This is a genomic window from Prosthecobacter sp., from assembly GCF_046154365.1.
Taxonomy (GTDB): domain Bacteria; phylum Verrucomicrobiota; class Verrucomicrobiia; order Verrucomicrobiales; family Verrucomicrobiaceae; genus Prosthecobacter.
Genome location: NZ_JBJXFV010000106.1, coordinates 23351 through 38447, shown reverse-complemented (window position 1 = coordinate 38447; position 15097 = coordinate 23351). Strand labels below are relative to the sequence as shown.

General features: G+C 57.5%; 13 protein-coding genes. 4 read left to right on the top strand and 9 right to left on the bottom strand.

What is annotated here, in order from left to right; all coding sequences use genetic code 11:
- The first annotated feature begins 31 nt into the window (after nt 1-31).
- Genes ACKVY0_RS13665 through ACKVY0_RS13655 form a run of 3 tightly spaced genes read left to right on the top strand, consistent with a single transcriptional unit; the run spans nt 32 to nt 2611 of the window.
- On the top strand, nt 32-1237 hold the full coding sequence (locus ACKVY0_RS13665) for an exo-alpha-sialidase (RefSeq protein WP_409215380.1): 1206 nt from the start codon (nt 32-34) through the stop codon (nt 1235-1237).
- Entirely contained in the window at nt 1234-2388 is a 1155-nt protein-coding gene (locus ACKVY0_RS13660; protein ID WP_409215379.1) for an exo-alpha-sialidase, read from the top strand. The genes ACKVY0_RS13665 and ACKVY0_RS13660 overlap by 4 nt, the downstream gene beginning before the upstream one ends.
- Complete coding sequence (locus ACKVY0_RS13655; RefSeq protein WP_409215378.1) at nt 2366-2611, top strand: hypothetical protein; 246 nt, start codon at nt 2366-2368, stop codon at nt 2609-2611. Before ACKVY0_RS13660 ends, ACKVY0_RS13655 begins: the two co-directional genes overlap by 23 nt.
- A gap of 123 nt (nt 2612-2734) precedes the next feature.
- Here ACKVY0_RS13655 and ACKVY0_RS13650 read toward each other — a convergent pair whose 3' ends face one another.
- The 9 genes from ACKVY0_RS13650 to ACKVY0_RS13610 form a co-directional block, all read right to left on the bottom strand.
- Entirely contained in the window at nt 2735-3013 is a 279-nt protein-coding gene (locus ACKVY0_RS13650; RefSeq protein ID WP_409215377.1) for a UPF0175 family protein, read from the bottom strand.
- A 329-nt stretch (nt 3014-3342) separates the two neighbouring features.
- On the bottom strand, nt 3343-6447 hold the full coding sequence (locus ACKVY0_RS13645; RefSeq protein ID WP_409215376.1) for a type I restriction endonuclease subunit R: 3105 nt from the start codon (nt 6445-6447) through the stop codon (nt 3343-3345).
- Between the two features lie 12 nt (nt 6448-6459).
- Complete coding sequence (locus ACKVY0_RS13640) at nt 6460-7413, bottom strand: FRG domain-containing protein (RefSeq protein ID WP_409215375.1); 954 nt, start codon at nt 7411-7413, stop codon at nt 6460-6462.
- 91 nt (nt 7414-7504) lie between these two features.
- Nucleotides 7505-9154, bottom strand: coding sequence for an anti-phage dCTP deaminase (locus ACKVY0_RS13635; protein ID WP_409215374.1), 1650 nt, complete (start codon nt 9152-9154; stop codon nt 7505-7507).
- Nucleotides 9147-10505, bottom strand: coding sequence for a restriction endonuclease subunit S (locus tag ACKVY0_RS13630; RefSeq protein WP_409215373.1), 1359 nt, complete (start codon nt 10503-10505; stop codon nt 9147-9149). Before ACKVY0_RS13630 ends, ACKVY0_RS13635 begins: the two co-directional genes overlap by 8 nt.
- On the bottom strand, nt 10495-11433 hold the full coding sequence (locus ACKVY0_RS13625) for a DUF5655 domain-containing protein (protein WP_409215372.1): 939 nt from the start codon (nt 11431-11433) through the stop codon (nt 10495-10497). The genes ACKVY0_RS13630 and ACKVY0_RS13625 overlap by 11 nt, the downstream gene beginning before the upstream one ends.
- Nucleotides 11430-13580, bottom strand: a complete 2151-nt coding sequence (locus tag ACKVY0_RS13620; protein ID WP_409215371.1) for an N-6 DNA methylase — start codon at nt 13578-13580, stop codon at nt 11430-11432. The genes ACKVY0_RS13625 and ACKVY0_RS13620 overlap by 4 nt, the downstream gene beginning before the upstream one ends.
- Nucleotides 13581-13659: 79 nt before the next feature.
- Complete coding sequence (locus tag ACKVY0_RS13615) at nt 13660-13812, bottom strand: hypothetical protein (RefSeq protein WP_409215370.1); 153 nt, start codon at nt 13810-13812, stop codon at nt 13660-13662.
- 12 nt (nt 13813-13824) lie between these two features.
- Nucleotides 13825-14214 carry a hypothetical protein gene (locus tag ACKVY0_RS13610; RefSeq protein WP_409215369.1) on the bottom strand — a complete coding sequence of 130 codons (390 nt, stop codon included), beginning with the start codon at nt 14212-14214 and terminating at the stop codon, nt 13825-13827.
- A 240-nt stretch (nt 14215-14454) separates the two neighbouring features.
- Between ACKVY0_RS13610 and ACKVY0_RS13605 the strand changes: the two genes are divergently transcribed.
- Nucleotides 14455-15066 carry a hypothetical protein gene (locus ACKVY0_RS13605; RefSeq protein ID WP_409215368.1) on the top strand — a complete coding sequence of 204 codons (612 nt, stop codon included), beginning with the start codon at nt 14455-14457 and terminating at the stop codon, nt 15064-15066.
- Nucleotides 15067-15097 lie beyond the last annotated feature (31 nt).

The window sequence follows — 15097 nt, the reverse complement described above, 5'->3', positions numbered from 1 at the left end:
GAGGATCAGACACATCCCTCGTTGTTAGATCATGAAACATCTTTGCTTCCTGATCACCCTGCTGGCTTTCGACTCGGCTTTCGCCGAGCCATTCATCGACAAGCAAGACCTCTTTGTCGTCGGCGAAGATCCCGCTTATCAGCTCTACCACATCCCCGGCATCGTCGTGACCGCCAAGGGCACCGTGCTCGCGTGGTGTGAGGCACGGAAGCGGGCCGCAGGCGTCAGCGACTGGGATGACATCCGCATCCTGCTGCGCCGCAGCACCGATGAGGGCAAGACGTGGAGCGCGCCAAAGAGCATCGCCGCAGTGGACGGACCAAAGGCGAAAAACCCCTTCGCGCTCGTGATGAAGAACGTCGATCCCAACGACGTGACCTACAACAACCCCGTCCTCATCGCTGACAAAGACGGCACGGTTCACATGCTCTTCTGTCTCGAATACATGCGCGTGTTTTACCAGCGCAGTGAAGACGATGGCCTCACGTTCAGCTCACCGACCGAGATCACCGCTTGCTTTGACGTCTTCAAAAAGGACTACGACTGGAAAGTGCTCGCCACCGGTCCGAACCACAGCATCCAGCTCAAGACGGGGCGTCTCGTCGTTCCCGTGTGGCTTTCCACTGGCACTGGCGGCAACGCGCATCGACCCAGCGTCACCGCAACGATCTACAGCGACGACAAAGGCAAATCCTGGCACGCCGGTGACATCGCCGTGCCCTGCACCGACGAATGGATCAACCCGAATGAAACCGTCGCCATCGAACTCAACGACGGTCGCGTCATGCTGAACGTGCGCAGTGAATCCAAAGTGCATCGCCGCCTCATCACCACCAGTAAAGACGGCGCCACCGGTTGGAGCACACCCAAGTTCGACGACGCCCTGCTCGAACCCATCTGCATGGGCGGCATCGTGCGCTACAACCACGATGGCAAGAGTCTCATCCTCTTCTCCAACCCGCACAATCTCGACAAAGCCAATGGAAAGCCCGAACCCGGCAAAAACCGCGACCGTAAAAATGTCAGCGTCAAACTCAGCCGCGATGAAGGCCAGACCTGGCCCGTCAGCAAAAGCATCGAGCCCGGCCCCAGCATGTATTCCGACCTCGCCGTCACGCACAGTGGCACCATTCTCTGCTTCTACGGACGCAGCGGCGATGGTTCAGCTTTGGCCCACTTCGCTGGCGGCCGTCTCACCGTCGCCCGCTTCAATCTCGAATGGCTCACTGCACCATGAAAACGATTCTCCTTCCGCTCCTCCTTTCTGCTCTTCAACTCGCTGCCGCCGAGCCTCTGCTCGAAAAATCCGAGGTCTTCCCGCCAGGCCTGAACGGAATCGCCCGGTATCGCATTCCCGGCATCGTCGTCACGCAAAAAGGCACAGTGCTCGCTTATGCCGAAGCACGAAAGAACAGCAGCGCCGACTGGGGCGAGATCGAGATTCATCTGCGCCGCTCGACGGACGGTGGGAAGACTTGGGAGGCAGGCAAACACATCGCGCATCTCGGAACACGCTTGGAGGGCAACCCACATAAGATAGAAGGCGGGGAGCACGAGCAAACGGTGAACAATCCGGTCGCCATCGTGGATCGCGAGACGGGTGCCATCGAGTTTCTTTACTGCATCAACTACGCCCGCTGCTACTCCATGCGCAGCGTTGATGATGGGGTGACTTGGAGCCAGCCGGTGGACATCACGGCATCGTTCGAGCCGTTCCGCGCGAAGTATGATTGGAAAGTCATCGCGACCGGACCAGGTCACGGCATTCAGATCAAAAGCGAACGTCTCGTCGTGCCCATCTGGCTCGCCTATGGAAAAGAAGGCGATCACGGGCCTTCTGCCGCAGCCACCATCTTCAGTGACGATCATGGCAAGACCTGGCAGGCCGGCGATCTTTGCCTCCCGAACGAAGGCGACTTTGGCAATCCCAATGAAACGATGATCACCGAGCTGTCCGACGGTCGCGTGATGCTCGTTTCACGCAGTGTTTCAAAAGCCAATCGCAAACTCATTACCACCAGCCCCGATGGTGCCCGCAACTGGACCAAGCCCGTCTTCCATGAACAACTTTGGGAGCCCATCTGCATGGCCAGCATCGCTTCTCACCCTTCGAAGCCCGGCACACTCCTCTTCTCCAATCCGCACACCCTCAAGTTCGACAAACAAGGCAAAGAAATTCCGGCAGGCCGCGGCAAACGCGAGAATCTATGCATCAAGCTCAGCCGCGACGATGGCAAGACCTGGCCCGTGAACAAGGTGCTCGATCCCGGCAAAGCCGCCTACTCAGACCTCGCCGTGCTGCCGGATGGCACCGTGCTCTGTTTGTATGAAGCCGACACCTCCATCGACTGCGCGCGCTTCAATCTTGAATGGGTCAACGAATCATGAAACTCGCCCTCTTTTCCCTGCTCTCATTCATCGCAACAGCAAACGCCCCTGGTGCATCATCGCCAACAAGATCGACCTCCCCGAGGCGGCGGAAAACCTCGTCCACTTCAAAGAGCGCTTCAAACGCATCAAAGTCCACCCCGTCTCCGCCGAAACCGGCGAAGGCCTCGACAAGCTGCGCAAGTGGCTCGATGAGAAGATCGGGCAGAAGTACGAGAAGTGAAACCAAGGAGCGGCGGTTTTCAACCGCCGGGGCAGTCGTTCATTAATCGGCCTGTGGCTCTGCCTCACCCGCTGCCAGCAAGGTCAGGTCGATGAGCTCCGGGCCAGCGCGATCAGCGGGCTGCTATTGATGACCGGCGAAGGCTTCACGGGCGTGGGCAAATTCCAGCTTCAACTCGTCGGCATCGACATTGATGAACGACACGCCCAGCCGTTCGAGCGCCAGGAGAAAGCGCACGCGGTCCAGGCCCGCCATCTGCGCGGCTTGTGCGGAGGAAAGACGGCCCATTTCATACCATTTCGCCGCGAGCGCGAGCCGCGCCTCGCTCTCGAACTGCTGTCGCGACAGGTTCAGTTCATCCGGCAGCCGCTCGGGATAGTCGATGGTCAGGGACTGGCTCATGCGGCGTAGGCTATCACGCGGGTTACGCCAAGGCAATCATTTCACTGACTGGCTGCTCTCACTCTTCGTCTCCACGTCTCCCTTCCCTCCTGTTCCAATTCGGAAATCTCACAGGAGACAACGAAGTCCCAACCAGGGTCGAGCATCAAGCATCCAGAATCCAGTCTTCTCCCCGTCCCCTCGTCTCCTCCACTCTCCGACGCAGCCACCCCTTCGTCTTCAGCAGCACCTGCAAAGAAAACAGGCGCGCCTGCCGTTGCGGTTGATCTCAGGCCACGCGGTCATGCTTTCAAGGCTCAACCCGGCTGCGCAGCTTCTCCACTCATTCCTCACGCCGCCTTGTCCGCATCTTCAGGAATGGATTCATAAATCGCCTTGGAAAGCTCGGCAAAGGCAGTGCTGCCGAATTCTCCGTCCTCCATGTAGCGGGTCACGATCTTGTCGTTCTCGGACATGCGTTGGATCATGAGGTCTTCGATGAGCTGCTTGAGGCCCATCTTGAACTTATCAAAGGGATTGGCTCGGCGCAGGTTCACCACTTGAGGATTCGCGGCAGCCTTGGCGCGGATCTGCTCAAAGAAGAAGCGATCTTCTTCGGTGAACTGAGTGCCGAATCGTTCGTTCAGTACTTTGATGATCTCAGAAAGCGGAGCTTGTTCCTCTTTGGCTCGGCCCGTGCCGACATCCGTGGGGCTTTTCACGCCTTCGGGATCACCTTCCCTCACCACGATGGCCCCGCTGTAGATTTGCTTCAGCCGGTAATATTGCAGCTCCACTTCATCACCGATCTTCACACGTTCGGTGTCACGATCCAGCGGCAGATGGGGCAGCAGGAAGCGTCCATAGCTGTAGAGCATCTCCAGCGCTGGATCTGCATAGGGCATGATCTGGCTCATGAAGGAATAAATGTTCACGTAGCCGCTGAGCTTGTCGCGAAACATGCTGCGCTTGGTGTCGTCTTCGATGGCCTTGAAGCGATCCACGGCAGGCTGGAGATGAAGCTGCATCCCGGCGTGATCTTGCGCACTCTGCTTCATCACCGGCTTGTAGAAGACACGGGCAAAGGCTTCCACCTCGCTCCAGTAATACACTTGCGCCGCATCCAGCTCATGCTTCAACTCTTCGAGTTGCTGTGGGTCCGATCCTTCCTGGAGGCTCGTGGCATCGTAGTAGGGCTTGAAGGCCTTGTAGATCTCCTCGGCATCATTGACGAAATCCAGCACGAAGGGCGTCTCCTTGCCGGGGATCTTCCGGTTCAGGCGTGAGAGCGTCTGCACGGCCTGCACGCCATCCAGACGCTTGTCCACATACATCGCGCAGAGCAGCGGTTGATCGAAGCCGGTCTGATACTTGTTCGCCACCAGCAGCACTTGGTAGTCCGGGGAGGCAAAGCGCTCGGGCAGTTGTTTTTCGCTGATGCCCTTGCCGCTCACGCAGTCCACGTTCATGCCGGGCTCCGTGTATTCCAGGCCGGTGTCCGGGTCCTTCACCGTGCCACTGAAGGCCACCAGCGGGCGCACATCTTCGATCTTGTTATCAGTGAGGTAGCGTTGAAAGGCCTGCATGTAGCGCACGGCATGGAGGCGGGAGGAAGTCACCACCATCGCTTTGGCACGTCCGCCGAGCTGGCCCATGACCTTCTGGCGGAAGTGTTCCACCATCACCTCGGTCTTCTGCTCGATGTTGTGCGGGTGCAGGCTCATGAACTTCGCCAGCGCCTTCGCAGCCTTCTTCTTGGGCAGATTGGGATCATCCTCCACCGCCTTCACCAGCTTGTAATAGGTGGCGTAGGTCGTGTAGTTCTTCACCACATCCAGGATGAAGCCTTCCTCAATGGCCTGCCGCATCGAGTAGAGGCAGAAAGCCTCGGGTGTCCCTTTGGCACCCTTGCGGCCAAACAGTTCCAGCGTCTTCCCTTTCGGTGTCGCAGTGAAGGCAAAGAAGCTCAGGTTCTTCTGCCGTCCACGCGACTGCATCACTTGGTTGAGCCTGTCTTCCCAGTCCGGCTCCTCTTCCGGGTTCTCGGCAGCGGTTGAGTTCGCCCCCAGGATTTGTTTCAGCTCACGCGCCGTCTCGCCGCTCTGGCTGGAGTGCGCCTCGTCCACGATCACCGCATAGCGTCGCTTGGCGATGGCCTCTTCCCACTCCTTGGCCTTGGCCTTCTCTTCATCGCTTGCCTTGTCCTGCGACTCCGCTCCGGCGGCATGGAGCAGGCCACGCATCACAAAGGGAAACTTCTGGAGCGTCGTGATGACGATCTTCGTGCCGTCGATCAATGCAGCAGCGAGCTGCTTGGAATCTTGGTCGATGGCTTTCACCACACCTTGCGCGTGCTCGATCTGGTAGATGGCATCCTGGAGCTGGCGATCCAGCACTTGGCGGTCCGTGATCACCACCACGCAGTCATAGACCTTCACATCATCCTTGTCATGCAGGCTCGCCAGTCGGTGGGAAAGCCAGGAGATCGTGTTTGTCTTGCCGCTGCCTGCGGACTGCTGGATGAGGTAGTTAAAGCCGGGGCCTTCTTTGCGGGAGGCACCCACCAGCGCCCGCACCGAATCGAGCTGATGATAGCGGGGGAAGACCATCTTCTCCGTCTGGATCAGTTTGTGCCCTCCTCGGCCATCCTCGACCTTTTCTTCCTTCTTCTCGATGAAGAGGAAGTGCCCAAGGATGTCCAGGAAGCTGTCAAACCTCAACACGTCCTCCCAGAAGTAGCCCGTGCGGTAGCCAGAGGAATGCTGCGGATTGCCTTCGCCACAGATGATCTCGCCCGGATGACTGCCGCGATTGAAGGGCAGAAACACCGTCTTCGCACCGTCCAGTCGGGTCGTCATGTGGACTTCCTCAGAGTCAGCTGCGAAGTGGACCAGCGCCCGCTTCTTGAAATCAAACAGCGGCGCTCGGGGATCACGGTCCTCCTTGTATTGCTTCACCGCGTTCTTCCAGTTCTGCCCCGTGCCGGGATTCTTCAACTCAAGGGTGGAGACTGGTAGCCCGTTCACTGCCAGCACCATGTCCAGCGTGCGGTTGTCACCCGGATGGCAGGGCACCTGCCTGATCACCGTCAGCCGGTTTTTGTTAAACTGCTCCAGCACCTCATAGTTCGCCCCGTGCGCCGGTTTGAAGTAAGCCAGCCGGAAAGTCTTGCCGTAAAACTTAAAGCCATGCCGAAGCACATGTAGCGAACCCTTGGCATCCAGTTCCTTCACCAGCGTCGTGAGCATCTGCGCTTCCAGCCCAGCTCCATGCAGTGTCTGCATCTCGCCCCAAAGCTTCGGCTGCGTTTCGGCGATGAAGCCGCACACCTGCGCCGGGTAGAGCGCTTTCTCCTTGTCCCACTCTGCGTTGGTGCCGGACTTCCAGCCGCTTTTGGTCAGCAAGATTTCCTCAACGTAGGTTTCAAAGGCGCGTTCGTTAGTTTGAGTGGACATACGCAGTTCTTTCTAGCACTTCCCGTCGATTTCAAAGACTCGGTATTTGAGCCATTTCGCGATTCCGTCGAGGTCTGGGAACAGCTGTTTGTCAAAGACGCCGTATTGGTCGAGACGGCGGCGAATGTCGTCATGAGCTTCGTGCTTGATGATGATTTCGAGATAATCCTTTTCGTCCAACTCATTCATGGGCTGGTGGCACGCCATCAGCACGCCATCTTGAGCACGAATGCGGGGAGAGACGTGCGGAGGATCATAAATGACGTTCTCACTGATTCCGAATGGCGAAGGAACTTTTGCCTCTTCGATTGTCTTCGGCTTCCTCGGTTTCGAATCACCATCTTCCATGCCTGATAGATCCACACCACTCAGATCAAGACTGAAACCGGGTGGAAGCTGCGCCGGACCACCATCATCATCGTCGAGGCCAAACTCTTCGTAGCTCAATGCCTGCTTCGTTGGCTTGACCGGCTTGGCAGGTTCTGTTGCCAGATCGCTCACGGGTTTGATGATCTCAGCTTTGGTGCGCGTGAGATCGCTCAACCTGATCGGGTCACTTGTCAGCACATACACCGCGCTGTCTAAGGCCTTGCCATCCTCAGCCTTCTTCGTTCGTCGGGTGGCGAAATACAATGCCACGAGAGGATTGGTGGACCAATCCATGAACCGGGTTGGAAGACCATGATGCTGAGCGATGGCCAGGGCTTCCCAATCGTTTCGAGGCAAGTGCCTCACATAGCTCAGAATATGATTGGCAAAGACACCCAGAACGTTGCGCTCAATCTCTTCGCGTTCAAATGGAGACTTGGTGAGTAGGTTTTTACTCCGGCCAATGGAAGGCTTGAGGGCGTATTTTGCTGAAACAAGCTGGCTTTGCCCTCGGAAATAAATTCGAGTCTTCGGCAGTTCTTCACGGACGGTTTTGAGATATTCCTCAAAGCTTTCAATGATGAAGGGTGTGCTCATGGGGCGGTCTCCTTTGTCACATCAATCTTCCCTGCCACGGCGGCGGTGATGAGGGTGTCCAGTATCGAACCGTGGCATTCGTTCATTTGAGTCATGTGACTTCCCCCGTCTTCTGCTTGAATAACAAAACGGCCGCTTCTTCCCGTTCCAAGTATGAATCAGCGGCCATCCCGATTCTGACTTTGGCGTCTTCTGGCGACCACTTCTTGGCCTTGAATGGGCCTTCTTTACGTTTCAGTGCCGTGCCCGTGCCGATATTCATGGAGAACAAATCAAAGAAGCGGCGAGGACCTACTCCAACAAATGGTTCGAACTGAACTTTAGCAGGGCGTTCTTTTGGTGATGGGCGGAGCGGATTGGGGTAAGATAGTTCAATTGAATCATCGTGCAGAGTCATCGCGCGGCTCTTGAGGTAGGGCTCGATAAACACGACACGGTCGACCCCTGCTGCCACAATATGCTTGGCGCAGTTGTGGCAGGGGAACGTGGTCGAAAACAAGCTGCTGCCCACGGTAGGGATGCCTTTGCGTGCGCATGAAAGTAAGGCCTCCATCTCAGCATGAACCACACGTCCGAATTCAGTGAGATCACTGATTGGGCTGCGTTCCAATGAATGACTGAGGGTGCGGGCAAGGAGGCGCTCTAGCTGTTCTGCTGATCTCTCATCAAACTTCGTCCTCCACTGGTCACTGCGAATGAGTTCGGCGAATGAGTTTTTGGCATCATCTAAAAGATCATCTTTCAACTTAATCAGGGCACGGCGGTTGGAATCTTCCCCTCTTGTCCAATCGCGTCCTCGGGCAGCATCCTCAAAAGTCAACGTCTCAGGGTTGAAGGTTGGCCAATAAAGGCCGCCGTTGGGTTTTGGGCAGTCGTTTGCGCCTGCTCCGAGGATTTCTCGGTCACGAGTAATTACCGCCCCCACCTGCCGGGAAAGGTCTGCGGACCGCAATGAGGACGAGAACGCCATGAACATCGCATACTCACCAAAGGTTGGCGTTTTGTTGGGGTGGCTGAAAATGATGTCAATGAAGCGGGCAATGTTGTTCGTCAGAAACTGACGGTAGCGCTCCGTCTCTTTTTTTGTCCGCCCGTCCTGCCATCCGGCAAAAAAGTCGGCAAGATGAAAGGTTTCGACCAAGTTTTGCCCATATTTGTGAGGTTCTTGTTTGTCCCGATCCATCAGCTCCTTGGCTTGGGCCGCTGTGAGGTTACGCTCATAAATTAGATGTCGTCGGCGGGTGTCTGGTGGTGCATGCACCCCGATGAGATAGAATCCCCTTGGATAGAGTTCACGCAGACGATGCACTTCATCAGGCCGTTTGAGTGAGTGAACAAAATAGGCCGTGTGGGCCTGCGGCTTGTCCTTGTCAGGGCGGGAAGCCCGGATGGCGTATGCGGCTCCATCCGCAATGATGGTGTTGCCATACTTCTTTCGGGCATCATTGCCCGCATCCATCATCTTCCCGACACGATCAAAGTAGTTGCCGCCATAGTCTTTGCGGGCCCGGGCATCTAGGCGCGGCAGCACATGGTCAGTTACGCGGATGCGAACAATTCGGTAGCCCATGTCCTTGAGACGTGCTTCAGCAGCCTCTTCCGCAATCCGCAAATCCACACCCACTGCAGCAACAAATGCGATCACCAACTCAGTCGAATTTTTTGACGAGGGGGAGACCGTTTGCTCGGGCAAAAGCAGAGGGCTTTGAAGCTGGTTCGGATCGGAATCGTGTTCACTCATAATTTCTCACATCAATTTTCCCCGTCACGGCGGCGGTGATGAGGGCGGTGCGGTATTCCTGGAGCCGCTCCACCGCCTCCTCCACCTTCCCCACCAGCGAGTCCAGCTTCGCCGTCTCCACATCCAGATACGCGGCGATGGCGGCTTGTTCGGGCAGCGGTGGATGCGGGAAAGGCAGCTTGCCAATCCCTTCTTGGGTCATGGTCGGAATCGTGCTGCCAGTGTTGTGCAGCGGAATCACGTCTTGGACGATCTTGCTGAACACATAGTAGAACAGGAAGCGCTTGGAGCACTTCACCTCTTTGAAGATCATTAACTGAGGGTTAACCGTCATCGGCACAGGAACGGACAGCACGAACGCCGTTTTCCCGAGCGTTGAGCCGGTCTTCACCATGATTACGTCCTCAGGCTGGACCTGAATCTCCGGTGACTCGTGATATTTCTCCCAGCTCAGCCAAGTGCATTTATCGAGGCTGACGACCCCGTCGGACATATTGCTCGGGCTCATCGAAATCGCCCCTTCACCCTCGTAAACGAGGTCATCAGTTGAGTAGCCCCTGAATCCAATTCGCCCGAACAGGACTGAGACTTCCTTCAGGCGCTTCACTTCCCAGTGTTGCGGAATGTCATCAAGCCAAGGATGGCCCGATGATTTGAGGTGCGGGTTTTCGGGGAGGCCAGCGGCGCGGGCGGCGGCGGGCGGCAGGCCGCGGGTGACGGTGCGGGAGATGAGCGCGGTGCGTTTCTCCTTCAGACGCTCGATCAACTCCCGCTTCTTCGCCACTAACCGGTCCAACCGCCCCGTCTCCCGGTCCAGATACGACGCGATGGAACGTTGCTCGGCGGGCGTGGGCAATGGAATGGCAATGCCGCTGACTTCTGAGGCGTTGCATGCGGGATAGCTGACACCAGTTGAGCGAGCGACAACCGATTCAATAAACGAGGACTCGCGCAGTGCGTAAGCGAGGAAACCTGGTTCAACCTTGCGTGGACGAACAACCGCAAAGCCGGTTGAGACGATGAGGTTCTCCGGCGGGTTCTTGATTGGTGCGATGGCGCGAAGGTATGTCCTCACCGTTGAGACGATGGTGTCACCGTGCCGAACTTTACGCCGCGCACGCGAGGGGGCGTTCTCAAAGACAACCTCTTCAGTCGCCGTGATTCCATCGACGGCGTTCACGCCTCCGATGTCCACATACTTGAACTCAAAGTCGGGCAAGGTTGTGTCGGGAAGCGCTTCATCGTTGATACTCGCAGAGTATTTCAGCCGCTTTGCTTCCCAGTGCTCCGGCACGTCGCCGAGCCAATCGACGCCGCTGGGTTTGTATTTGGGGTAGGGCTTAGCCTGCATGGATACCCCCTTCATAAGCAGCTTGAATGAATGGCTTCGCACGCTGGAGTTCATCCAGGCTGCCCAGCCCAATCTCAACATCTCCTGTGCCCCAGTGGCCCACGGCGCGAACATCGCGGGTCAGACCTTCCACGTGCTGAATCTTCTCTGGATCGAGGTGCAGGAAGAGCCGCAGACGTGCCTTTTGAAAGACGATAGTGGCAAAGTTTCTCAGGCGTTTGAAAGCCACATAAAGCTTCAGGTCCTTGCGCTGCACATCGTCTCCAAGGGAAAGAACATAGACCTCCAAAGCCTCGAAGATTGGAGCAAGCGCTGGCGGCATCTCCGCTAGCCATTCGTTGACGGGCTTGTCTCCCAGTCCCAGAACTTTGCCGGGTTTTGCGGGAGCCTTTTCAAGCTTATCGTCGGACGGAAGCGGATCAGCGGCGACAGAGTTCACCAATTCCAGGAGAATGAGATCTGGGGCAAAGCGACGGTAACGGACGAGGTCAATGTTGCGGTTGATCTGCTGCACTGCATGGACGTCGTAGCGTGTGAAGTCAGCCGCAATGCAGATAAGCCTAGGAGAGGACCAATCAATGGCGTCCGCAGCGGGTTTATCATATTTCTCCAAAACCATGAGCTTGAACTCGGCCTTATGATCCATGAGCCAATCCAAGTAGAACAGTCCTTGATTGATCACGTTCTCCCCAGTGGTACGTTTGTATTCGATGATGACGGGGCAGCTATTTTCATCCAGTCCGAGGGTATCGATCCTGCCGGAGTGGGTCTTGCCAGTGGAGTATTCCGTGGCCAGAAATCGAATACCAAGCAACGGTGTCAGATTGAGCTCGATCAAAGATTGAAGGGCCTTTTCCAAATGAGAGGCTTTACCATCAATCTCCTGGGCGATGTTTCCAGTGAAGCGAAAAAGTTTGATGTCACTCACGCTGTGACCTCCTTCAGTAGGTCCAGGATTTCACCTTCCAGGCGCTTGATGTCGGTCTCGATGACTTCGAGCGCGCGCGGCGGCTCGTAGCGGTAGAAGTGGCGGTTGAGCGGGATTTCATAGCCGACCTTGGTCTTGGTGGTGTCGATCCATGCATCGGGCACATGGGGCAGGACCTCGCGTTTGAAGTAGGCGTCGATGCTTTCCTTCAGCGGCACGGTCTCGGTGTCGCGCAGGTCGGCGTCGGGCTCGGGCTGGCCGTCGCGGTCGCGGCAGATTTCGGCGGTGTCGTCGCGTTCGCCGAGGGCGGCGAGCACGGCCTTGAGCTCCGGGGCGCCCAGGCGCACATCGCGCTGGCGGTCGAGCGTGCGCAGCTCGGTGAGGAAGGCCTTGCGGTCTTTGAAGAGCTTTTCCTTGGTCGCCTTGCCGAAGGCGCGGAGGAGTTCGCGAATCTGCTCCTGCCGTTCTTTGCCGACTTCGATCTCCTGCTGGCGGACGGCGGGGTCTTTCTTGGCACTGGTGGCGAGGTTCTTGAAGCCGCTCTCGTCTTCCAGCAGTGCGATACGTTCAGCATTGGCTTGGAAGTTCAACCGCAGTGGGCGCTCGACCGTGATCTTGTAATAACCGAAGTCTTGGTTATCAAAAATCTTGCTGACCACACGCTGCCGCTGGGTGGGCTGGTGGGTAACGGGGTCTTCCTCGGTGAAGGTGCGTGTCTGGCCGTCTTTGAAGTCGCCGAAGAGCTTCGTGAGTTCGCCGATGTGGTCGGGGTCTTTCTCCTTGTCGCTGGGGTCACCGATGCGGCGGCGTTTGTTGCCGAGGCTCTTTTCCATCTGCACCCAGAACGGGCGGGCATCAATGAGCTGCACCTTGGCCTTGCGGGGCTTTTCCTTCCGGTTCGTCAGCACCCAGAGGTAGGTGGAGATGCCGGTATTGTAAAAGAGCTGCTCGGGCAGGGCGACGATGGCCTCCAGCCAGTCGTTCTCGATGATCCAGCGGCGGATCTCGCTCTCGCCACCACCGGCGTCGCCGGTGAAGAGGGGCGAGCCATTGAAGACGATAGCGATGCGGCTCCCTCCATCCTTGGGAGCACGCATCTTGGCAATCATGTGCTGAAGGAAGAGCAGCGCGCCGTCATTCACACGCGGCGTGCCCGCGCCGAAGCGCCCGGCAAAGCCAAGCGTGTCCTTTTCCTGGTCGATGTATTTTTGCTGCTGCTTCCACTCCACGCCGAAGGGCGGATTCGCCAGCATGTAGTCGAAGGTCCACTTCTCGCCCTCGCTGTTCCGGTCGAAGCCGTCCTTGGTGAAGGTATCGCCGAGGATGATGTTATCCGCGTCCTCGCCCTTGATGAGCATGTCGGACTTGCAGACGGCCCAGGCTTCATCATTCCAGTCCTGACCGAAGAGCTTCGGCTGGGCATCGGCATTCAGCGCTTTGATGTGGTGCTCTGCCACGCTCAACATACCGCCGGTGCCGCAGGTGGGGTCATAAATCGTCTTCACCACATGGCTGCGGGCCAGGTCCTTCTCAGGGGCCAGCAGGAGATTCACCATGAGCTTGATGACCTCACGCGGGGTGAAGTGCTCCCCGGCCTCCTCATTGGACTGCTCAGCGCCGATCCGAATCAGCTCCTCAAACACATAACCCATCTGCACATTGTCCACCCGCTCTGGGGAGAGGTCGATCTTGGAGAACTTCTTGATGACCTCGAAGAGCAGGTCCTTTTCCGCCATCTTGATGATCTCCTGATCGAATTTGAACTTCTCCATGATGCTCCGGACATTGGGGGAGAAGCCGTTGATGTAGTTGTTAAGGTTGGGGGCGAGCTGATTGGGATCATCCAGCAAGCCATTGAAGCCCTTGCCCGTCTCGGCGGTGTCGAAGGTGAACTTCGAGAGGTTGTAAAACGGGTGCTTGGTGATGGCGCAGAGCTTGTGCCGAATGATGTTCTCCGGCTTGGCCTTGATCTCCGCATGTTCCTTGAGCACAGCGGCCTTCGTGGAGGCCAGGATGCAATCGAAGCGCCGCAGGACGGTGAGAGGCAGGATGACTTTCCGGTATTCGTTCCGTTTGTAAGGCCCACGCAGGAGGTTGCAGATGCTCCAAATGAAGGAGGCGATTTGAGAGTGGGTTTCGGCAGCCATTTAGTATTTCCCCTATCCAAGCGGAGAAGGCTGCTGATGGCAAGGAATTGCGCGGAGGGCAGCGGCTCTCCCAGTCTGATCACAACCCGCCGGGCCGCTGCTCGCGGAAGCGCTTGAGGCGGCGCTGCTGGTCGTGGGCTTTCTCGCCGCGCCGGGTGTCGCGCACGAGATCGAGCGGCAGGGCCCGCCAGCAACGCTTGGCGTAGCCATGCGGGCAGGTGGCGTATCTCACTGGCGTAGAGCGTTATAGAACCCAGCCGACCAGGGAGAAAGGCGCGAAAACACGCTGCAAAACGGATTTGACCGCGATCATTCCCCGGTTGTCCGGGGACAGAATGGTTTTGATCCGGGGCATTTGCCCCATGATCCGGGGCAAACGGCGTTTGATCCTGATCATTCCTGAAATGGCCGGGGCATTTCGCGTTTGATCGCGATCAAACCGGAAATGATCGGGGACATTTCCGGTTCGTCCCGGATCATTGGGCATCTGACTACGGGCATTTTCGAAATGATCCGGGGCAGAGGGGTTTTGATCCGGTGATTGGGGCGGCAGGTCAGCAGCTGGAAACTGGTGGTGCTGGCAAAACACGCACTGCATCCAGGCATTTGCACTGTGCATCGAATCAAAAACCAAGGGTGCAATCTATGTCATGCTTTGTAATTGGCATTTCAGGCGTCTGTTGCGACGATTCCCCCGCTCGTCCAACCACGAGCAAACAGCACTCACACGGTTCAGCGCATGGCTACGGGTATCATTCGACTGGATGAGGGGTGGCGGCTCGATGAGGGCCACCATCTGGATTCTGCGCCGAATGTTCCGGGCCAGATCGCCACCACGGTGCTGCCAACAAAACGCAAACCAGGAACCAAAACCATGGACTACATCCCTCGACTGCGCCCAGCGCGCTATCTCTGGTGGAAAACCATCCGGGATACGATTGAAACCGAAGGCCCCAAAGTGGGCCTCACGGTGGCGGAAATCACCGCCATCAAAGCCACGGCGACCGACCAATGCGCGAAAATGGAGGCGGCCGATGCCGCCGACAACGCCGCCAAAGGAGCGAAAACCTCTGAAAAGGAGGCCACCCGCGTCAACCAACTCGCCATCCGCGCCGCCGTGCGCAACATCAAGACCCGCGCCGCCTATCCAGGCTCCGGCGTGGAGGGCACGCTGGGCCTCAAAGGTGCTGAATCCACCTTTGACCCCAGCACCTTCAAGACCGTGCTCACGCTCACCGTGCTGGGCAATCAAGTGAAGGTGGACTTCACCAAGGGCGAGTGTGACTGCGTGGCCGTGTACGCACGCCTGCGCGGCACGCTGGGCTGGACGAAACTGGGCCTCGACAGCGAGTCGCCCTACTACGACACGCGCCCGCTGGCCAGTCCTGGCACACCGGAAGTGCGCGAGTACATGGCGCGCGGCGTCATCAACGACGAGGAGATCGGCATCGAGAGCGACATCGTCAGCGTCGCCTTCGGCGGCTGAGTGCCGAAGCCAGACGGGGAGACGTTGAGAC